The 19717-nt window shown below is 73.1% G+C and carries 16 protein-coding genes and 1 pseudogene; 8 read left to right on the forward strand and 9 right to left on the reverse strand.

Annotated features, from left to right (window positions below; genetic code table 11):
• Window positions 1-224, reverse strand: a 224-nt coding sequence (locus ACGFML_RS05810) for a hypothetical protein (protein ID WP_393540451.1), incomplete at its 3' end; no start/stop codon positions are given.
• A 250-nt stretch (window positions 225-474) separates the two neighbouring features.
• On the opposite strand from ACGFML_RS05810, the gene ACGFML_RS05815 reads away from it, so the two are divergent.
• Window positions 475-924 carry a PTS glucose transporter subunit IIA gene (locus tag ACGFML_RS05815; RefSeq protein WP_393540453.1) on the forward strand — a complete coding sequence of 150 codons (450 nt, stop codon included), beginning with the start codon at window positions 475-477 and terminating at the stop codon, window positions 922-924.
• A 79-nt stretch (window positions 925-1003) separates the two neighbouring features.
• Window positions 1004-2674, forward strand: a complete 1671-nt coding sequence (gene ptsP / locus ACGFML_RS05820; RefSeq protein ID WP_393540455.1) for a phosphoenolpyruvate--protein phosphotransferase — start codon at window positions 1004-1006, stop codon at window positions 2672-2674.
• A gap of 94 nt (window positions 2675-2768) precedes the next feature.
• On the opposite strand, the gene ACGFML_RS05825 is transcribed toward ptsP, so the two are convergent.
• Both ACGFML_RS05825 and ACGFML_RS05830 read right to left on the reverse strand, forming a co-directional pair.
• Complete coding sequence (locus tag ACGFML_RS05825; RefSeq protein ID WP_393540457.1) at window positions 2769-3677, reverse strand: hypothetical protein; 909 nt, start codon at window positions 3675-3677, stop codon at window positions 2769-2771.
• 106 nt (window positions 3678-3783) lie between these two features.
• A complete protein-coding gene (locus ACGFML_RS05830) occupies window positions 3784-5826 on the reverse strand; it encodes an acetoacetate--CoA ligase (protein ID WP_393540459.1) in 2043 nt (680 codons plus the stop codon).
• A gap of 307 nt (window positions 5827-6133) precedes the next feature.
• On the opposite strand from ACGFML_RS05830, the gene ACGFML_RS05835 reads away from it, so the two are divergent.
• A complete protein-coding gene (locus tag ACGFML_RS05835; protein WP_393540461.1) occupies window positions 6134-8527 on the forward strand; it encodes a TIM-barrel domain-containing protein in 2394 nt (797 codons plus the stop codon).
• 49 nt (window positions 8528-8576) lie between these two features.
• Window positions 8577-9371, forward strand: coding sequence for a M15 family metallopeptidase (locus ACGFML_RS05840; RefSeq protein ID WP_393540463.1), 795 nt, complete (start codon window positions 8577-8579; stop codon window positions 9369-9371).
• Here the strand turns inward: ACGFML_RS05840 and ACGFML_RS05845 are convergent.
• The 4 genes from ACGFML_RS05845 to ACGFML_RS05860 are packed head-to-tail and all read right to left on the reverse strand — an operon-like array spanning window position 9322 to window position 13744.
• On the reverse strand, window positions 9322-10629 hold the full coding sequence (locus ACGFML_RS05845) for an adenylosuccinate synthetase (RefSeq protein ID WP_393540465.1): 1308 nt from the start codon (window positions 10627-10629) through the stop codon (window positions 9322-9324). The genes ACGFML_RS05840 and ACGFML_RS05845 overlap by 50 nt on opposite strands.
• Window positions 10630-10652: 23 nt before the next feature.
• Complete coding sequence (locus ACGFML_RS05850) at window positions 10653-11717, reverse strand: hypothetical protein (RefSeq protein WP_393540467.1); 1065 nt, start codon at window positions 11715-11717, stop codon at window positions 10653-10655.
• 24 nt (window positions 11718-11741) lie between these two features.
• Window positions 11742-12791 (reverse strand): molecular chaperone DnaJ, encoded by a 1050-nt coding sequence (locus tag ACGFML_RS05855; protein ID WP_393540469.1) that lies wholly within the window; start codon window positions 12789-12791, stop codon window positions 11742-11744.
• Complete coding sequence (locus tag ACGFML_RS05860; RefSeq protein ID WP_393541651.1) at window positions 12788-13744, reverse strand: NUDIX domain-containing protein; 957 nt, start codon at window positions 13742-13744, stop codon at window positions 12788-12790. Before ACGFML_RS05860 ends, ACGFML_RS05855 begins: the two co-directional genes overlap by 4 nt.
• 100 nt (window positions 13745-13844) lie before the next feature.
• On the opposite strand from ACGFML_RS05860, the gene ACGFML_RS05865 reads away from it, so the two are divergent.
• Window positions 13845-14207: an Mpo1-like protein gene (locus ACGFML_RS05865; protein ID WP_393540471.1), complete on the forward strand. Its 363-nt coding sequence runs from the start codon at window positions 13845-13847 to the stop codon at window positions 14205-14207.
• A 163-nt stretch (window positions 14208-14370) separates the two neighbouring features.
• Here ACGFML_RS05865 and ACGFML_RS05870 read toward each other — a convergent pair.
• Window positions 14371-14601 (reverse strand): annotated as a pseudogene (locus ACGFML_RS05870) (hypothetical protein); the annotation flags it as partial.
• On the opposite strand from ACGFML_RS05870, the gene ACGFML_RS05875 reads away from it, so the two are divergent.
• The 3 genes from ACGFML_RS05875 to glpK all read left to right on the forward strand — a co-directional run bounded on the left by ACGFML_RS05875 (window position 14588) and on the right by glpK (window position 18828).
• Window positions 14588-16312, forward strand: a complete 1725-nt coding sequence (locus tag ACGFML_RS05875; RefSeq protein WP_393540473.1) for an EAL domain-containing protein — start codon at window positions 14588-14590, stop codon at window positions 16310-16312. The pseudogene ACGFML_RS05870 and the gene ACGFML_RS05875 overlap by 14 nt on opposite strands.
• Window positions 16313-16463: 151 nt before the next feature.
• Window positions 16464-17231, forward strand: coding sequence for an MIP/aquaporin family protein (locus ACGFML_RS05880; RefSeq protein ID WP_393540476.1), 768 nt, complete (start codon window positions 16464-16466; stop codon window positions 17229-17231).
• A 67-nt stretch (window positions 17232-17298) separates the two neighbouring features.
• The gene (glpK, locus tag ACGFML_RS05885) at window positions 17299-18828 is read left to right on the forward strand and encodes a glycerol kinase GlpK (protein WP_393540478.1); all 1530 of its coding nucleotides are present in this window, start codon (window positions 17299-17301) and stop codon (window positions 18826-18828) included.
• A 118-nt stretch (window positions 18829-18946) separates the two neighbouring features.
• Here the strand turns inward: glpK and ACGFML_RS05890 are convergent, their stop codons facing one another.
• Window positions 18947-19558: an ATP/GTP-binding protein gene (locus ACGFML_RS05890; protein WP_393540480.1), complete on the reverse strand. Its 612-nt coding sequence runs from the start codon at window positions 19556-19558 to the stop codon at window positions 18947-18949.
• Window positions 19559-19717 lie beyond the last annotated feature (159 nt).

The following is a 19717-nucleotide window of genomic DNA, read 5'->3' on the forward strand; positions in this document are numbered from 1 at the left end:
GGAACCTCATCTCCATGAAGGAGACGGGGTATCAACATATCTGGCGTTGACTTTTGGCACGCTGTTGAGTTCTCAAGGAACGGACGCTTCCTTTGGATTCCCTCTCGGGTTTCCTCCGGGCGCTTCCCTTCGGTGTTCCACACTCTATCAGGCTTTTCCGGGGCTTCCGAACCGCTGCTTTTCTGCAGGCATGCAGAATCACGCAATTCGAGAATCTCGATCAAGACTCTGAGGGAGTGCCGCCCACGGGTGTCCGGGCCGCAGTTGATTGCGGCCTGACTGTCTGGGGCAGGTCTCAGACAGTACAGCCCTGCTGTGGGCGAGGCAAATCGATTCGGCGGGGCTCAAGGTCCGTTCGCCCGGTGTTGCTCATGCGGAACCGTCAGTTCTTATGACTTACGCTTCTGAACGGTGCGCCGTCCAGGACAGGTAGTGACGGCGGCCTGATGAATCTCCACCCCTGGGAGGCTTCCCATGACCACCGTGACGTCCCCTCTCGCAGGACGCGCCATCGGACTCGCGGCTGTGCCCGACCCGGTGTTTTCCGGAGCGATGGTCGGTCCCGGTACCGCCATCGACCCCGTTCGTGAGCCGTCCGAGGCGGTTTCGCCCGTGGACGGTGTGGTTGTTTCGCTGCACCCGCATGCGTTCGTCGTCGTCGACGCCGAAGGGCACGGGGTGCTGACGCACCTCGGTATCGACACCGTTCAGCTCAACGGCGAGGGCTTCGAGCTGCTCGTCAACAAGGGCGACACCGTGACGCGTGGCCAGGCGGTCGTGCGCTGGAACCCGGCCGCGGTCGAGGAGGCCGGCAAGTCGGCGGTCTGCCCGGTCGTCGCGCTGGAGGCCGCCTCGGACTCGCTCGGTGAGGTGCGCGAGGACGGCGACGTCAAGGCGGGCGACACGCTCTTCTCCTGGCAGTAGCAGCTGGACGCCGTCCCTGACGGCGGGTAGGACATCCATCGCGGCGGCCGAGACCGCCGTATCAAGGGAGACGGGTGCAATGGAGACAACGCTGCGAGGCGTCGGTGTGAGCCACGGTGTGGCCATAGGCGAGGTACGGCACATGGGTACGGCGGTACTCGAGCCGCCGGCCAAGCAGATTCCGGCGGACGAGGCGGAGCGCGAACAGGGGCGTGCCCGTCAGGCCGTGGAAGCCGTTGCCGCCGACCTCATCGCGCGGGGCAATCTGGCGGGCGGCGAGGCGCAGGCCGTGCTCGAGGCGCAGGCCATGATGGCGCAGGACCCCGAGCTGATGGCGGATGTGGAGCGGCGGATCGCGGTGGGCAGCACCGCCGAGCGGGGCGTGTACGACGCGTTCGCCGCCTATCGGGCGTTGCTGGCGGGGGCCGGTGAGTATCTGGCCGGACGGGTCGCCGATCTCGATGATGTGCGCAACCGTATCGTCGCGCGGCTGCTGGGTGTGCCGATGCCGGGTGTGCCGGACAGCGACTCGCCGTATGTGCTGATCGCGCGGGACCTGGCGCCGGCCGACACCGCGCTGCTGGACCCGGCGCTGGTGCTCGGGTTCGTGACCGAGGAGGGCGGGCCGACCAGCCACAGCGCGATTCTCGCGCGGGCGCTGGGGGTGCCGGCCGTCGTCGCGCTGCCGGGTGCCGGCGAGATCGTCGAGGGCACCGAGATCGCGGTGGACGGCAGTACCGGTGAGGTGTTCGTCGAGCCGGATGCCGCCAAGCGGGCGGCGCTGGAGCAGGCCGCGGCGGAGCGGAAGGCGGCGCTGGCGGCGTCGTCCGGGCCGGGTGCCACGTCCGACGGTCACAAGGTGCCGCTGCTGGCCAATGTCGGCGGGCCGGCGGATGTGGCCGCCGCGGTCGAGGCCGGGGCGGAGGGCGTGGGTCTCTTCCGTACCGAGTTCCTGTTCCTGGACGACAGCTCCAAGGCGCCCTCGGAGGACAAGCAGGTCGAGGCGTACCGCAAGGTGCTGGAGGCCTTCCCCGAGGGCAGGGTCGTCGTGCGGGTCCTGGATGCCGGCGCCGACAAGCCGCTGGACTTCCTGACGCCGGCCGATGAGCCGAACCCGGCGCTGGGTGTGCGGGGTCTGCGAACGCTGCTGGACCACCCGGATGTGTTGCGCACGCAGCTCACCGCGCTGGCGAAGGCGGCCGAGGGGCTGCCGGTCTACCTCGAGGTCATGGCACCGATGGTGGCCGACCGGACCGATGCCAAGGCGTTCGCGGACGCGTGCCGGCAGGCCGGGCTGCAGGCGAAGTTCGGTGCGATGGTGGAGATTCCGTCGGCCGCGCTGCGGGCGCGCTCGATCCTGCAGGAGGTCGAGTTCCTTTCGCTGGGGACCAACGACCTGGCGCAGTACACCTTTGCCGCGGACCGGCAGGTGGGTGCGGTCTCGCGGCTGCAGGATCCGTGGCAGCCGGCGCTGCTCGACCTCGTGGCTCTTTCGGCCGAGGCCGCCAAGGCCGAGGGCAAGAGCTGCGGTGTCTGCGGCGAGGCGGCCTCCGATCCGCTGCTGGCATGCGTGCTGACGGGGCTCGGGGTGACCAGCCTGTCGATGGGCGCGGCGTCGCTTCCGTATGTGCGGGCGACGCTGTCCAAGCACACCCTCGCCCAGTGCGAGCGGGCCGCCGCCGCGGCGCGGGCCGCGGACACCGCCGAGGACGCGCGGGCCGCGGCGCAGGCGGTGCTCTCCGGGGAGTAGCACCGCGCGGCGCATGCGTCGCCGAAGCCGTTGATGGCCGTCCCGCCCCCGTGGCGGGGCGGCCATCTGCCGTACGGGTCGGTGGGGGCCGGCGTCAGAGGTGGCGGTGCGGGTCCGGTGGCGGTGTGAGGGGGAGGCCGGGGGCGTAGTCGACGCCGTGTTCGGGGGCGATGGGTTCGCCGGTGTCGGCGTCGGTGCAGTAGGCGGTGAACACCTCGGCCTCGGTCAGCGGGCAGGGCCGGCCGTCGCGCAGCGACCAGCCGCGGACGGTCGACCGCTCGCCGGTGTCGCCGGTCGTGGTGCGGGCGACGATGCCGCCCGGGGTGCGCAGGGCGAGTCCGGCGGCGAGGACCGTGCAGAACACCAGGGTCTCGGATTCGGTGAGCCGGGGGCGGCCGGATGTGGCGGTGGTGGCGTGCAGGACCGCGAGGAGCGGTGGTTCTCCGGCGGGGATGCTGCAGACGAGGTGGTGGGTGCCGGCGCCGAGGGCTTCGAGGAGTTGCCGGAGAGCTTCGGTGGCCTGGGCGAAGGCGAGCCGGCCGAGGTCGGCGCCGCAGTCCTCGCAGCTGCCCGCGCGGGCCAGGACGGTGGACGCCTGGTCCCAGCCGGCGCGGCGGGATGCCTCCTCGGTGAGCACCGGCAGCAGTTGCTCCAGCGGCTCGCCGGCGTAGGGCACGGTCGGTCCTGTGCGGGCGAGGTCGGCGGCGTAGCGGGTGCGGCTGCCGGGGAGGTCCGGGTCGAGGGCGCGGTCCGTGCAGTACTCCTCGTACGCGGCCGGGTCGAAGAGGCTCAGGGTGGTGAGCACGCCTTGGGCGGCGAGGGTGCGCAGCAGGATTTCCAGCTGCTGGAGGTAACTGCGGTGGTCGTCGAAGGGAAAGGTGCGGTAGCGGCGCATGGCCGCGAAGTCCCGCTCGTCGGCCAGGACGGCGGCGGTACTGGGGACTTCGCGGCGCAGCCTGCGGCGGGCGGCGGCCTGGTCGGTGTGCCGGGTGGTGGATGTCATGGCTCCCCCTCAGTGAGGTGCGGATACGAACGTCACTTGTCACTGAGAGTAATCGTGGGGTCTGACATCGGCTGCTGACCGGGCGCCGACCGGCGCCGGCCCGCGGCTACTCGGCGCGGTCGCGGGCCACCTGCTCGTAGAAGCGCAGGAGTTCGAGGTTGTCGACGGAGCCGGGGTTGACGGCCTTGTCGAGCGGGGTGCCCTGGAGGAGGCGCTTGACGGGGACCTCGATGCGCTTGCCGGTCAGGGTGTGCGGGACGCCGGGGGCTTCGATGATGTCGTCGGGCACATGGCGCGGCGAGAGCTGTTCGCGGATGGTGCGCTTGATGCGGTCGCGGAGGGCGTCGTCGAGGGTGGCGCCCGGGGCGAGGTGGACGAAGAGCGGCATCCAGTAGCCGCCGTCGGGGAGTTCGAGGCCGATGACGAGGGATTCGCGGATCTCGGGGAGGCGTTCGACGGCCTCGTAGATGTCGGCGGAGCCCATCCGCACGCCCTGGCGGTTGAGGGTGGAGTCGGAGCGGCCGTGGATGACGACGCTGCCCCGGGAGGTGACGGTGATCCAGTCGCCGTGCCGCCAGACGCCGGGGTACATGTCGAAGTAGCTGTCGTGGTAGCGGGTGCCGTCGGGGTCGTTCCAGAAGCGGGTGGGCATGGAGGGCATGGGGTTGGTGACGACGAGTTCGCCGACCTCGTCGGTGACGGGCCTGCCCTGGGGGTCCCATGCCTGGAGGTCCGTGCCGAGGCAGGGGGCCTGGAGTTCGCCGATGTGGACGGGGAGGGTGGGGACGGCGCCGGCGAAGCAGCTGCAGACGTCCGTGCCACCGCTGACGGAGGCGGTCCAGAGGTCGGCGCCGCTCTCCGCGAAGGAGTCGTGCAGCCAGCGGAAGCCGTCCGGCGGCAGCGGGGAGCCGGTGGTGGCGACGCAGGTGATGGCGGACAGGTCGAGGTCGCGGGCCGGGTGGATGCCGGCCTTGCGGCAGGCCATGACGTAGGCGGCGGAGGTGCCGAAGACGGTGGCGCGGGTGGTTTCGGCGATCCGCCACTGGGCGGCGATGTCCGGGTGGCCGGGGCTGCCGTCGTAGAGCACGATCGTCGAGCCCACCAGGAGGCCGGCGACGAGGAAATTCCACATCATCCAGCCGGTGGAGGTGTACCAGAAGAACCGGTCTTCGGGGCCGAGGTCGCAGTGCAGGCCGGTCTGCTTGAGGTGTTCGAGGAGGATGCCGCCCTGGGACTGGACGATGGCCTTGGGCAGTCCGGTGGTGCCGGAGGAGTACAGGACCCACAGCGGGTGGTCGAAGGGGACCTGTTCGAAGACCGGTTCGGTGGGGGTCGTGGTGTCGTGGGTGGTCAGGTCCGACCAGTTCAGGGCGCCTTCGGGGGCGGGGGTGCCGAGCAGGGGGATGTGGACGACGGCGCGCAGGGTGGGCAGTTCGGCGCGGAGTTCGGTGACGGTGTCGCGGCGGTCGTGTTCCTTGCCGCCGTAGTGGTAGCCGTCGACGGTGAACAGGACGACCGGTTCGACCTGCTGGAAGCGGTCGAGGACGCTGCGGGCGCCGAAGTCGGGGGCGCAGGAGGTCCAGACGGCGCCGACGGCGGCGGTGGCGAGGAGGGCGGAGACCGCCTGGGGGACGTTGGGGACGTAGCCGCTGACGCGGTCGCCGGGGCGGACGCCGAGGCGGCGCAGGTGCGCGGCCAGCGCGCCGACCTGGGCGCGCAGCTCGGCCCAGGTGACGGTGGTGGGTTCGTGGGTCTCGTCGACGTACAGCAGCGCCGGGGCGTCGGCGCGGGCCGGGTCCTCGGCGGCACGCAGGGCGTGTTCGGCGTAGTTGAGGGTGGCGCCGGGGAACCACCGGGCGCCGGGCATGGCCCGGTCGGCGAGGACGGTGTCGTACGGGGTGCCGAAGCGGACGTCGAACCATTCGGCGGTGGCCTGCCAGAAGGCGGGCAGGGCGTCGACGGACCAGCGGTGCAGGGCGGCGTAGCTCGCGGCGGGGTCGTCCGGGGTGGGGGCGGGGGCGCCGTGGTGCTCGGCCGCCCAGGTGTGGAAGCGGGTGACCTGGGCGCCGGCGATGCGGTCCGGGCCGGGCTGCCAGAGGGGTTCCGGCTGCGGTTCCGGCAGGGCGTCGGACTGCGGTGCGGTGGTCATGATGCGGCTCCCGGGCGATACGCGTCGTGTGCGTCGGTCGCGCGCGGCCCCGGCTGCCAGGTGGGTGGGGCGCGCGAGACACGGCTTGTCTGGACGATGTCATGTGATCGACTTGTGCACCAGGGCGGACCCCCACATTCGGGGGTGGTGGCGGCCGACGGGTCCGGTGCGGGCCCCGGTGCCCGGTCGTATCAAGCCATCGGCCGTCGGATCCAGGTGCCTGAGGGTGGCCGGGCGTGACCGGGCGCAGGTGAACGGCAGTTGAACGACGCCCGCACGGTGCGGCGACGATGGCAGGCTGGCCTGCATGGACGGGCGGGATCTGGTGCGGTCGGTACGGGTGGTCAGGGCGGTCGGGCCGGTGACGGGGCTGCGGTCGGTGCGTGCGGCGTGGCGGCGGTGGCGGGCGGATGCGCGGGCGTTCGCGCGGCCGGGTGTGGAGCGGGCGCGGGTGCCGGGGGCGGCGACGGGCGCGGAGTCGCAGCCGGGCGGCGGGCTGATCCACTTCGCGCGGTCGTCGCTGCGGGTGCGGGTGGCGGCGGGCGGCGCGGTGTTCTGCGGCTGGGACGGCGCCGGGCCGGAGCCCTCCTACGGCCTGGCCGGGCCGTGTCCGGAGGTGGATCCGCGGGCGGTGCTGGAGCCGGACACGGAGGGCGGCTGGCGGGTCGTCTCGGAGCGGGTGCAGGTGGCGGTGTCGCGGTACGGCGCGGTCGAGGTGCGGACGCCCGGCGGGGTGACGTTGCGGCGGGAGCTGCCGCCGCGCTGGTGGGACCGCACGGAGGCGGGAGGCATACCGGAGCCGGGTGAGCAGCCCGGCGAGTGCGGTGCGTCGCGGTGGGTGCAGCGCTCGGCGGTGGCGGCCGACGCGCGGTTCTTCGGGCTGGGTGGCCGGGCGCACGGCCCGCGGCTGCGGGATGGCGTTCACCGGCTGTGGAACACCGATCCGGGCGGTGCCTTCGAGCCGGGGGACGATCCGCTGTCCCTGACGATGCCGGTGCAGCTGGTGGTGGCGGATGCCGGGACGCATCTGGTCTTCCACGACAACTCGTGGGACGGCCGGGTGACGCTGCGCGAGGGCGCGGAGGGCGCGGGCTCGGGGCACGATCGGCCGGGCACCTGCGAGCTGCGGATGGACGGCGGGCCGCTGCGCTACTGGGTACTGCTCGGCACCCCCTCGCGGGTGCTCCTCGGCTGGACGGCGCTGTCCGGCGCGCCGGCGCTGCCGCCCCGCTGGGCGCTCGGCCACCAGCACGCCCGCTGGGGCTTCGGCGGCCAGGACGAGGTGCGCCGGGTGGTGGCGGGCTATCGGGAGCGCGGCCTGCCGCTGTCCGCCGTCCACCTGGACATCGACCACTACGACGGCCACCGGGTCTTCACCGTCGACCGGGAGCGGTATCCGGATCTGCCGGGTCTGGCGCGGGAGCTGCGCGCGGACGGGGTGCGGCTGGTGTCGATCGTCGATCCGGCGGTGAAGGCGGAGCCGGGCGACGCGGTCTACGACAGTGGGGCGGCGGCCGATGCCTTCGTACGGGATGCGCGGGGGCGCGAGGTGCGCGGCGTGGTGTGGCCGGGCGAGTCGGTGTACCCGGACTTCACCGACGCGCGGGTGCGCAAGTGGTGGGGCGCGCTGTACGGGGAACGGCTCGCGCAGGGTTTCGCGGGGGTCTGGCACGACATGAACGAGCCGGTGTCCTTCGCGGCGTTCGGGGAGCCGACGCTGCCGCGTTCGGCCCGGCACGCCCTGGAGGGCCGGGGTGGCGATCACCGGGAGGGGCACAACGTCTACGGGCTGGCGATGGCGCGGGCCGGTTACGAGGGGCTGTGCGAACTGCGGCCCGGGGAGCGGCCGTTCCTGTTCTCGCGGTCGGGGTGGGCGGGGCTGCAGCGGTACGGCGGCACCTGGTCGGGGGATGTGGCGACGGGCTGGCCGGGGCTGCGTGCGTCGCTCTCGCTGGTGCTGGGTCTCGGGCTGTGCGGCGTGCCCTACAGCGGCCCTGACATCGGCGGCTTCTCGGCACAGCCGTCCCGGGAGCTGTATCTGCGGTGGTTCCAACTGGGCGCGTATCTGCCGCTGTTCCGTACGCACTCGGCGCTCGGGGCGGGGCGGCGGGAGCCGTGGGAGTTCGGGGACGAGGTGCTGGGGCACGCCCGTGCGGCGCTGTGGGAGCGCGAGCGGCTGCTGCCGTACTTCCACACCCTGGGGCAGCTGGCGCGGCTGACCGGCGCGCCGTACGTCCGTCCCGTGTGGTGGCATGCGCCGCGGGACCGGGCGTTGCGGAACTGCGAGGACACGTTTCTGCTGGGGGATGCGCTGCTGGTGGCCCCGGTGCTGGAGGGGGGTCTGACGCGGCGGGCGGTGCGGCTGCCGCGGGGGCGGTGGTACGACACGGTCACCGGGCGCGCGTACGACGGGCCGGGCCAGGTGGTGGTGGACGCGCCGCTGTCCCGGATCCCGGTGCTGGCGCGGGCGGGTGCCGTGGTTCCGGTGACGGGTGCGGACGGCGGGACGGAGCTGGAGGTGTGGGCGCCGGCGGTGGGGCGCCGGGGCGGTGGGGTGGTGGTGCCGGACGTCGGGGACGGGTGGCGGCGGCCGGCCGTGGAGCGGTTCACGACGCGGCTGGAGGGGGGCGAGGTGGTGGTGGAACGGCAGGACGGGAGCCCGGTGGGGTACCCGGTGCGGGTGCGCGGGTTGGATGCGTGAGGGCGCAGCGGTCTTCCGCTCCGGCGGCCGTGACTGGTAGACGGGGGCCATGCCCAGACTTGCTGCCGCGTTGCGCGGCCTCGCCGTCGCTGCCGCCGCCCTGCTGACCGCCGTCGCGCTGCCGTCCGGCGCGGCGGCGGGCACCGGGGTTCGTCCGCCCGGTGCGCCCAGGGAGTTCGTCGCGCTGCGCGCCGTGGACCCCACGATCGTCCAGGAGATGCGCTATGCCACGCCGCACACCTTCATGGGGGTGGCGGTGGACGGCTACCGCCGGCCGGAGTGCCTGTTGACGCGGGACGCCGCCCGGGCGCTGCACCGCGCCCAGCGCTCCTTCCTGCGGCGGGGCCTCTCCCTCAAGGTGTACGACTGCTATCGGCCGCAGCGCGCCGTGGACCACTTCGTGCGGTGGGCGAAGGACCTGGGCGACCAGCGGATGAAGGCCGAGTTCTATCCGCGGGTGGACAAGTCGAAGCTGTTCGACGACGGGTATATCGCCGCCAAGTCCGGCCACAGCCGCGGCAGCACCCTCGATGTGACGCTGGTGCGGCTGCCGGCGGTGCCCACCCGTCCGTATGTGCCGGGTGAGCCTCTGACGCCGTGTTACGGGCCGAAGGCCGGGCGCTTCCCGGACAACTCCCTCGACATGGGCACCGGCTTCGACTGCTTCGACACGCTGGCGCACACCGTCGATCCCCGGGTCCACGGGCGGCAGCGGGCGAACCGGCTGCTGCTCAAGAACGGGCTGGAGCGGGCCGGGTTCAGGAATCTGCCGGAGGAGTGGTGGCACTACACCTTCACGCCGGAGACCTTTCCGGACACCTATTTCGACTTCCCGGTGCAGTGACCTTGTCCGCCGCGGTGGGTCCGTAGGACTCCAGGACGACGGGGGCGGACAGGGTCTCGGCGAGGGCGTCGGACCAGACGCGTGGATCGCTCCCCGGTGTCTGCGTGGCGGCCGGGCGGGCGGCCAGCAGCCGGTTGGTGAGCCGCTGTCGGCGCTCGAGGTCGCCGGGGCGGGTGGCCGGGATGCGGTCCGTCGTGGTGCCGTCGGGGGCGCGGTGGGTGCGGACGATGCGCAGGTCGGGGTGGCGGGCGGGCGCGTCGAGGTGGGTGACGGCCAGGCCGTCCACTCCCCCGCAGGCCGCGACCGCGTAGGCGTGTGCGGGCGCGTCGAAGTCTCCGGCGCGGAAGGCGCCCTGCCAGCGGCCGTGGCCGTTGTGCGGCTCGGGGAGGGCGGTGGTGAGGGCCGGGTTCTCGGTGACGAGCGGGCCGGGGCCGTGCCGGGTGGTGTAGGTGCGTACGACGCCCAGGCGGAACGCGGTCCGCGGTGGCCGGCCCGCCTCCGCGAGGAGGGTTTCGGCGCCGTCGAACGTGGTGGTCGACCAGGTGGTGTACGGGTGGAAGCCGTGCCACTCGTCGAGCAGCACGCCCTGCGCGCCTTCGAAGACGACCCGGCCGCGGCGCAGCAGCCGGGGCAGATGGGTCTCGTCGACGAGGGTGACATGGGCGGCGAAGGCGGCGAACGCTTCCAGGCAGGCGTCGACGGGCGGGGCGTCGAGCGGCCCGAGGGTCTCGGTGAGGCGGTCGCGGAGCAGGGTGAGGGTGTGGCGCAGCCGGGCGGGTGAGGTGCAGTCGCCGACGGTCGGGGCGTCGGAGGGGTGGGCCAGGGCGTAGGCAGCGGTTTCGCCGATGCCCATACCGCAGGAGCCGTGCCGCAGGGTGCCGCGGGCGCGTTCGCGGACCTGGTTGGCGGCGGCGTGGTACGGGGTGGTGAGCAGGGCGCGCCGGTCGACGGTGAGCAGGGCGAGCGGGTCGGGGACGCCGAGGCGGGCCAGGTGGCGGGCCTCGGCGGCGAGCGCCAGGGGGTCGACCAGCATCAGGCGGGAGAGGTGGGTGGGGACGCCGCTGAAGGTGCCGGAGCCGAACTGGGCGAAGGTGTGGTGGCGGCCGTCGGTGGTGACGACGTTGTGGGCGGCCTGGGCGCCGCCGTTGAAGCGGATCACCGAGGTGACCGGCGCCGCGCCCGGTGCGGCGCAGAGCCGGTCGACGACGGTGCCCTTGCCGGCGTCGCCGTAGCCGAGGTCGACCACGATGGTGTGCACGGGCGGTCCTGGAGGTCGGGAGGTCAGAGGCGGGTGGTGCCGGTCGTGTCGGTGTCGTCGTCGGTCAGCGGTGCCGTGGAGCGGGCCACCGTGCCGTGCTCCCGGCCGGCGCTCAGGGTGGCCAGTGCCTTGCCGACGGTGTCGCCCGCGGTGGAGCCGATGTCGGCGAGGTCGTCGAGGCCGGCGGCGAGGTCGATGGCTTCCTCGCCGAGTCCGATGGTCAGCGCGATGGTCTCGCAGACGGCGTCCAGGTCGTCGAGTTCGATGACGTTCTGACCCAGCAGTTTGCGCCAGGTGCGCAGCATCGCGGAGTTGCCGACGTGGGCGGCACCGGCGGGGACGATGAAGTAGACGTCGAACTTCCGCCGTACCTCGTCGAGGACCGCGGGGAGGGGGATGTCTTCGGTGAGCGGGTCGCCGAAGACCGTTCGGACCTCGCGCGCCTTGACCTTGCCGTAGGGCATCTCGTCGCCGATGAGGAAGAGATAGCCGCGACGGCCGCGCTTCTCGTGGCAGTCGATGCTGGTGTGGCGGGCCATGGCGTAGAGGGCGAGTTCGTACGACTCGGTGAGCTGGCCGCCTCCGCCGCCCTCCAGGAGGATGTTGCCGAGATCGTCGTCCATGCGGTTGTCGGACTCGAACTGGCCGATCTGGAGGGGCACCCGGTCGCAGGTGGCGTCGCCGACGGCGCCGAAGAGGATCTGCGGGTGCTCGACGTATCCCTTGCGCAGCAGCAGGCCGAAGAGTTCGGGGAGCTTGGCCTGCAGGACGCGCGGCACGGTCCGCATGGATCCGGTCACGTCGAAGAGGACGGAGACGGCCAGTGATGCGGGGTGTTCGGTGGAGTCGCGGCTCTCGCGGGTGGTGAGGCCCTCGGGGTCGAGTGCGGGGTGTGCCGTCCAGGTGTGGCGCGGCGCCGAGCCGGTGAGCCGGTCGCTGTAGTCGAAGGCGCTGGTGCCGGAGGCGGCGCGGTAGTCCGCCGCGGCGCCGTAGACGTGGGTGGACCAGATTCCGCTGCCCATGGTGATGTCCCCCTGAGTGTGTGCCGTGATGTGGGTGTGGAGCGTGAGTGTGGAGCGTGGGTGCACGGGTGAGGTGTACGGGCCGGTGCGTCAGGGCGTCGGGGCCGGCGCCGGCATGGTGAACGGGCGGAAGGTGCGCGGCCCGTAGAGGCGGTCGAGGAGTGCGTCCAGCTCGGCCAGCAGCCGCCAGGCGTCGTGCGGGCGGCGGGCCTCGGCGGGCAGGGTGCAGCCGCGCAGGAAGGCCCGCATGGGCTTCGGGGTGCGCTCGCCCATCAGGGCGTCCATGGTGCGGGACGCGAGGTGGATGTCGGTGGCCTCGGTCGCCGGGCGGCGACCGGCGATCTCGGGCGGGTAGACGGCGCGGTGGCGTTCGACGAGTGCGGGGACGCGGTCGCCGAGGGCGGTGCTGTAGCACCAGTCGACGAGGGCGAGGCCGTGCTGTGCGGGGTGGATGAGGACGTGCTCGGGCAGGACCGCGCCGTGCACCAGGCCGGTGCGGTGTGCCCAGCCGAGGGCGGTGAGCAGCCGGCGCCACATCCAGGCGGCGTCGCGCGGGTCGAGCCCGCCCGGGTGGGCGGCCCGGACCGCGGCCAGGGTGTGCCAGCCCTCCAGCGGCACCAGGGCGTTGACGCGGCGCTCGGCGCCGGTGTCCGCATCGCGGTGCCGGAAGGTCTCCAGGAGCCGGGGGGCGTAGGCGCGGTGGCGTGGCTCGCCGCGTCGGGCGAGCCGGTTCAGGGCCCGTGCCTCGCGCTCCATCAGGTCGTTGTCGGTGACCGCGCGCGGGATCTTCAGCAGGGCGCGGTGCCGGGTGCCGTCGTGGTCGTAGTCGGCGGTACGGAGCAGGGCGAGGTCGCCGGAGGTCAGGGCGGGCCCGAGGGTGTAGGTGCGGCGGCGGGTGGTGAGGGTGGGGCGGCCGGCCGCGGCGCGCCGCTGCCAGAGGTCCGCCAGCCGGGCGAACTCGGCTGCCGCGTGCGGGCGTTCGGCGGCCGGAACGGTGTCGGGGTGCAGCAGGCGGGCGAGCCGGCGGTGGACGCGGGCGGCCGCGGCGTCGTCGGCAGGGAAGAGGTCGGCGGGCGTGCGGGCGGCGGCCAGTGCGGCGCGGGCGGCGTCCCGGTCGCGCGGGGCGGCGGCCTCGGTCATCGGACGCTCTCCTCGCGGTCCGGTCGCAGCAGCGCCGGGTGCAGGAGCCGGGCGTCGCCCGCGCGGTAGAGGCGGGCGCGCGGGCCGCCGCGGGCTCCGCCGCGGGCGGCGGTGGCGCCGGTGGACTCGACGAAGCCGGGGACCGAGAGCACCTTGCGGTGGAAGTTCCCGGCGTGCAGCGGGCTGCCCCAGATGACTTCGTAGACGCCGCGGAGTTCGACGATGGTGAACTCCTCGCCGAGGAACGCCGTGGCCAGCGGCGTGTACTCGAGCTTGGCGCGGGCGCGGTCGAGGCCGTCGGTGACGATCCTGGCGTGGTCGAAGGCGAGCGGGAGGGCGGCGGAGCCGGTCGCCTCTCGGACGGTGTCGTCGGGCCGGGGCACGGAATCACCCCCGTCGGTCCCGTGCCCCGGGCCCTGCTCCGTGGGACGCGGGCGGGCCGCGTCCGGTTCGGTGAAAGTGGAAGTGGAAGTGCCGCTCTCGGCGGCGTCCGCCCCGAGGCCGGGCCGCAGGTCGGTGACCGGGATCCAGGCCGCGGCCGAGGCGTCGCTGCCGGCGCGGGCTTCAGGGAGGTCGGGTGCGAAGGCCAGATAGGCGACGGTGACGACGGGCATCCGCGGGTCGCGGCCGGGGTCGCCGTACGAGCCGAGCTGTTCGAGATGGACGCGTTCGAGCTGTGTGGCGTCCAGGCCGGTCTCCTCGGCCAGTTCGCGGGCCGCGGCCTGGTCGAGGGTCTCCCGGCCGGCCCGGACGAAGCCGCCGGGCAGCGCCCAGGCTCCCTGGAAGGGACGGCCACCGCGCTCCACCAGCAGGACGTGCAGGGCACCTTGACGCAGCGTCAGGACGACGATGTCGACCGTCACGGCGATGGCCGGGAAGTCGCGCGGGTCGTAGGCCGCGAGGAACTCGCCGTCGTCGCCATCCGCGGGGCCACTCCCCCGGTGCGCTTCCATGTCCGCCCCCTGCGTCATTCTCACTTTGAGTTCTTCTCGAATCGAGAACAACATAGCACCGGGCGCTGACACCGTCCAGGGGCGGGACTACCGTGCGGACATGACTCGACAAGGCGAGGGCCGGCAGTTCGGCTCGTACGAGGAGTTCTGGCCCTACTACGTCGCGATGCACTCCAGGGCGGCCACCCGCTGGATCCATCTGACGGGCACCCTGACCGGCCTGGCGGTGTCCGCCTACGGTGCGCTGCGACGGCGGCCCAAGCTGCTGCTCGCCCTGCCGCTCGTCGGCTACGGCACGGCCTGGCCCGCGCACTTCCTCATCGAGGGCAACAACCCCGCCACCTTCGGCCACCCGGCGTGGTCGCTCCGCGGCGACGCGCAGATGATCCGGATGATGCTGGCGGGCCGCGATGCGGAGCTGGCCGAGACCGCCGCCAAATGGCTCGCGGAGCACGGCGGTTGAGCCTCCCGGCGGCCCCTCGGGGGCGGCCGCCCGCGGGGTCCGACGAGAGTCGCTGGGCTGCGCACATGGGGATCACCGACAGGGCGGGCGGTGACGTCGCGGCCGCGAGGTCGATACGTCCGGAGGTGGGCCGTTCGAAGCCGGCGATCCGGTGCAGCGGAGTGGTCCTCCCGGATCCGGAGGGCCCGAGGAGGGCGAAGAACTCCCCCTGCCGGATGGTCGGTTCGACGCGGTCGACGGCCCCCGCCGTCCGGTGAGCGGGGCGCCGCTCGAATACCGTGTGTGCCCGGCGGGGACGGCCGCCCGTACGCTCCGAAAGGATGCGTGAACAGTGCGTGAACCGGGCGCCGTCGGGAGACCGGGCGCGGCATGCTGGCGCGGTGCCTGCCTGGATGGACCAGCTTCGATTCGCCTTTCAACCCGTCGTGAACCTCGCGACCGGCTCGGTCGCCGCGCTGGAGATACTCGCCCGCCCCGAGGACGGCGAGATGGACGTCCTGGGCACCGCCCACCGCTGCCCCGATCTGGACGCCGAACTGGCGGCGCTCGCCGTCCGGGCCGCGGCGCACCAGGAGACGATGCTGCCGCTGCATGTGAACATCTTCGCCACGACGGTGGCCGAGCTGCCGTCACTGACGTCGCTGGGCAAAGCCGTACGCGATGTGGGGCGGCGGCCCTGGGAGATCACCCTGGACATCGGCGGGCCGTTCACCCATGTCCCGCACCGGGCGTTGCTGGAGGCGGTCGCGGGGCTGCGCGACGAGGGCTACCGGCTCTGCGCGGACGGGGTCGGCGACGGCGATCTGCCGCTGCGGCTGCTCGGCGATCTCCTGCCGGACCTCGTCAAGCTGGACCGGTCGCTGTGCCAGGGCCTGGAGGCCGGGCGGGGGCGGCGGGCCGCGGTGGCCGCGGTGCGGCAGCTGTGTGAGGAGGTGGGCGGTCTGCTGGCCGTCGAGGGCGTGGAGACCGAGCGGCAGTACGCGTCGGTGCGGGAGGCCGGGGTGCAGCTGGCGCAGGGCAATCTGTTCGCGCCGCCCACCCGCCGGGCGGCCGCCGAGGTGTATCTGCCGGCCGAACCGCCGGCCACCGCTCGGGGTCCGGTGTCCTGCCGCCCGCCCTCGGGACCGCCGGTCGCCCAGTTCCTGCAGCCAGCGGCGCTGCTGCCGATGTCCGCGTCGGCGGGCGCGGTGCGCAGCCATCTCACCGGGTTCCCCGGGGTGTCGGGGGTGCTGCTGGTGGACACCGACGGTGTTCCGGTGCGGGCGATCGACCGCGACCGGTTCCTGCTCTCGCTCTCCGGACGCTACGGGCACGCGCTGTACGCCGACCGGCCGGCGCTGCGGCTGGCGGACCGGCCGCGCACGGTCGGTGCGGACGCCACCGCCTGGCAGGTCCTCGACGTCATCGCCGACGGGCACCGCGACCGTACCGGCGACGACGTGGCGGTGGTGGACGAGCGCGGCCGGTGCATGGGCGTGGTGCATCTCGCCGACATCGTGCGGGCGCTGGCCGAGAGCCGGGTGGAGGAGGCGGTCCGACTCAATCCGCTGACCCGGCTGCCCGGTTCGGACGCGGTCAACGGCGAGGTGGACCGGCGGATAGCCGAGGGCCGGGCGTTCGCGCTGAGCTGGCTGGACGTGGACGGCTTCAAGCAGGTCAACGACGGTGCGGGGTTCGCGGCCGGAGACGAGCTGATCCGCTCGGTGGGGCGGGTCCTGGCGGAGGTCGCGGCACGGCAGCCGGCCGCCCGGGTCGGGCACATCGGCGGTGACGACTTCCTGGTGCTGGCCGGGCCCGAGGGTCCGGCCCCCTTTGCGGCGGCGGTGCTGGACGCGGCGTGGTCGGCGGGTGGCCGGCCGGTCACGCTGTCCCTGGCCACGGTGGACTGTCCGCCCGGCAGTGTCGGTGGCCACGGCGAGGCGGCGGCCGCGCTCGCACCGCTGAAGAAGGCGGCGAAGGCGCTGCCGGGGGCGAGCTGGGTCGTCGGCCGTCCGGGCTCGGGGCGGATGGAGGTCTTGCGGGGCGCCGTTGCCCGGGTGCGGCCGCCGGCCGGCCCGGACGGTACCGGCGCAGCCGGCTCGGACGGCGTACGAAGTCGCCGGTGACGTCGTCACCGCATGGCTCCTCCCGGGACCGGCGCTCCACAACATCCGCCGCTGTGCGCGACCTTGACGCCCCCTCAGCCCGGGTGAACACTTCCCGGTGCCTGCACGGAGGACCGGGGAACCTCCCCGGGGCGAGGGCCAAGGAGCCGCCATGTATTCCACTGGGGACATCTTCGTCGGTGAAGTGATAGGCACCGCGATCCTGATCCTGTTCGGCGCCGGTGTGTGTGCCGCCGTCACCCTGCACTACTCGAAGGCCCGATCCGCCGGCTGGGTGGTGATCGCCTTCGGCTGGGGCCTGGGAGTCCTCGCCGGGGCGTACACCGCCGCGCCACTGTCCGGCGGGCACCTCAATCCGGCGGTGACGGTCGGCTCGGCGGTCGCGGGCGGCACCGAGTGGTCGAAGGTGCCGGTCTACATCGTGGCCCAGATGCTCGGCGCGCTGATCGGCGCCGGCCTGGCCTGGGCGCTGTACTACGCGCAGTTCGCTGCCAACAGCGAGCAGGACAAGGCCCAGCCGACGGTGGGGGTCTTCGCCACCGGTCCGGAGATCCGCAATCCCGTCGCCAACCTCGTCACCGAGATCATCGCCACCATCGGTCTGGTGCTGCCGCTGCTGTTCTTCGGCGAGAACAAGGGGATCGGCATCGGCCAGATACCCGGCGCGAACGCCGGGATCTACGGCTCCGGGATCAACGTGCTGCTGGTCGCCCTGCTCGTCGTCGGCATCGGCCTCTCGCTCGGCGGGCCCACCGGCTACGCCATCAACCCGGCCCGCGACCTCGGCCCGCGGATCGCGCACGCGCTGCTGCCGATACCCAACAAGGGTTCCTCCGACTGGGGTTACGCATGGATACCGGTGGCCGGACCGCTGATCGGCGCGGTGCTCGCCGGGCTGGTCCACACCGCGGTGTTCTGACCGCACGACGTCCGGGGAACCGGCCGGCCGGCTGCACCCACCACCAGAGTCCAGGAGGCGTGAGGGCATGACGGAGCACACCGAGAAGTACGTCGCCGCGATCGACCAGGGCACCACGTCGAGCCGCTGCATCATCTTCAACCACGACGGGGCGATCGTCGCCGTCGACCAGCGTGAGCACCGGCAGATCTTTCCGCAGCCCGGCTGGGTGGAGCACGACGCCACCGAGATCTGGTCGAAGGTGCAGGCCGTGGTCGCGGGCGCGCTGACCAGGGCCGGACTGCGCGCGGACCAGCTGAGCGCGCTGGGCATCACCAACCAGCGCGAGACCACAGTGCTGTGGGACCGGGCCACCGGCCGGCCGGTGCACCATGCCATCGTCTGGCAGGACACCCGTACCGCCCAGCTGTGCGCCGAACTCGGCGGCACGGACGGTCAGGACCGCTTCCGGGACGCCACCGGCCTACCGCTGGCCAGCTATTTCTCCGGACCCAAAGCGGCCTGGCTGCTGGACGAGGTGCCGGGGCTGCGGGCCCGCGCCGAGCGCGGCGAGATCGCGTTCGGCACCATCGACTCCTGGCTGATCTGGAACCTGACCGGCGGCACCGACGGCGGGGTGCACGTCACCGATGTGACCAACGCGGGCCGCACGATGCTGATGAACCTGAACACCCTCCAGTGGGATCCGGCGATCCTTTCGGCGATGCGGGTGCCGGAGGCGATGCTGCCGGAGATCCGCTCGTCGGCCGAGGTGTACGGCACGGCCGTCGGGCAGCTGCACGGGGTGCCGGTGGCCTCCGCGCTCGGCGACCAGCAGGCGGCCGTCTTCGGGCAGACCTGCTACGGCGTCGGCGAGGCCAAGAACACCTACGGCACCGGCTCGTTCCTGCTGCTGAACACCGGCAATCGTCCGGTGCCGTCCAAGAGCGGGCTGCTGACGACCATGGGCTACCAGCTCGGCGGCGAGGCTCCGGTCTACTGCCTGGAGGGCTCCATCGCCATCACCGGCGCCCTGGTGCAGTGGCTGCGCGACCAGCTCGGCATCATCGCGTCGGCGGCCGAGATCGAGCCGCTCGCGGCGAGCGTCCCCGACAACGGCGGCGCCTACGTCGTCCCGGCGTTCTCCGGCCTGTTCGCGCCGTACTGGCGCTCGGACGCGCGCGGGGTGATCACCGGGCTCACCGGATTCGTCACCAAGGCGCATCTGGCGCGCGCCGTGCTGGAGGCGACGAGCTGGCAGACCCGCGAAGTCGTCGACGCCATGTACCAGGACTCGGGGGTGCGGATCACCCGGCTCAAGGTGGACGGCGGGATGACGGCCAACAGCCTGCTGATGCAGCATCAGGCGGACGTGCTGGGGGTGCCGGTGATCCGTCCGGTGATCCCGGAGACGACCTGTCTGGGCGCGGCGTACGCGGCGGGCCTGGCGACCGGTGTCTGGCAGGACCTGGACGAGCTGACGACGCACTGGAAGCGCGACACGGAATGGACGCCGCGGATGCCGGCAGAGGCCAGAGAGCGCGAGTACGGCAACTGGCGCAAGGCCGTGGAGCGCAGCTTCGGCTGGCTCTCCGACGACGGCACGGGCCCCTCGTAGGCCCCGCCGCGTCGACCCGGCCCGGCCGCGCGGACGGCGTCCGCCGGCGGCCGGACGGCCCGTACCCCGGACGGCGGGGTACGGGCCGTCCGGGGTACGGGCCGGCCGGCCGTGGCCGTCAGGGAAGCGCGGGCTCCCGCTGTGTGGCACCGACGTCCATCGCGTGCTGGACCACGGCGATCAGCACATCCCGCGCGGAGCCCGAGCGCCGGGCGTCGCACAGCATCACCGGCACCGTGGGGTCCAGGTCGAGGGCCTCGCGGACGGTGGCCGCCGGGTAGTGCTCGGCGCCCTCGAAGCAGTTGACGGCCACCGCGAACGGCAGACCGCGCCGCTCGAAGTAGTCGATCGCGGCGAAGCAGTCCTCCAGGCGGCGGGTGTCGGTGAGCACCACCGCGCCGAGGGCGCCGCGGGCCAACTCGTCCCACAGGAACCAGAAGCGGTCCTGGCCGGGGGTGCCGAAGAGGTAGAGGACGAGTTCGTCGTTGAGGGTGATCCGGCCGAAGTCCATCGCGACGGTGGTGGTGGTCTTGCTCTCCACCCCGTCGAGGTCGTCGACCGGCCGGCCCGCTTCGGTCAGCCGCTCTTCGGTACGCAGCGGTTTGATCTCACTGACGGCGCCCACCAGGGTGGTCTTGCCCACGCCGAAACCGCCGGCGACCAGAATCTTGAGCGTCATCGGGTCGGCGGCCGCGGGAGGGCGGCGGCACTCAGAACGCCCGAAGGCCATGGAATTCTTCTCCTGAATTGCCGTGTGTGCGGGGGGATCTCATGGATTTTCCTCAAGGCGCGGCACATTGTTGGCAGCTGCACGGGAACGGTACAACGTGCGCTGCCCGACGCCCACTTGAGGTGCCGGATCATCCGGAACGGCTGCTTCCCGGAGGCC

Source organism: Streptomyces sp. NPDC048650 (assembly GCF_043199095.1).
Taxonomy (GTDB): Bacteria; Actinomycetota; Actinomycetes; order Streptomycetales; family Streptomycetaceae; genus Streptomyces.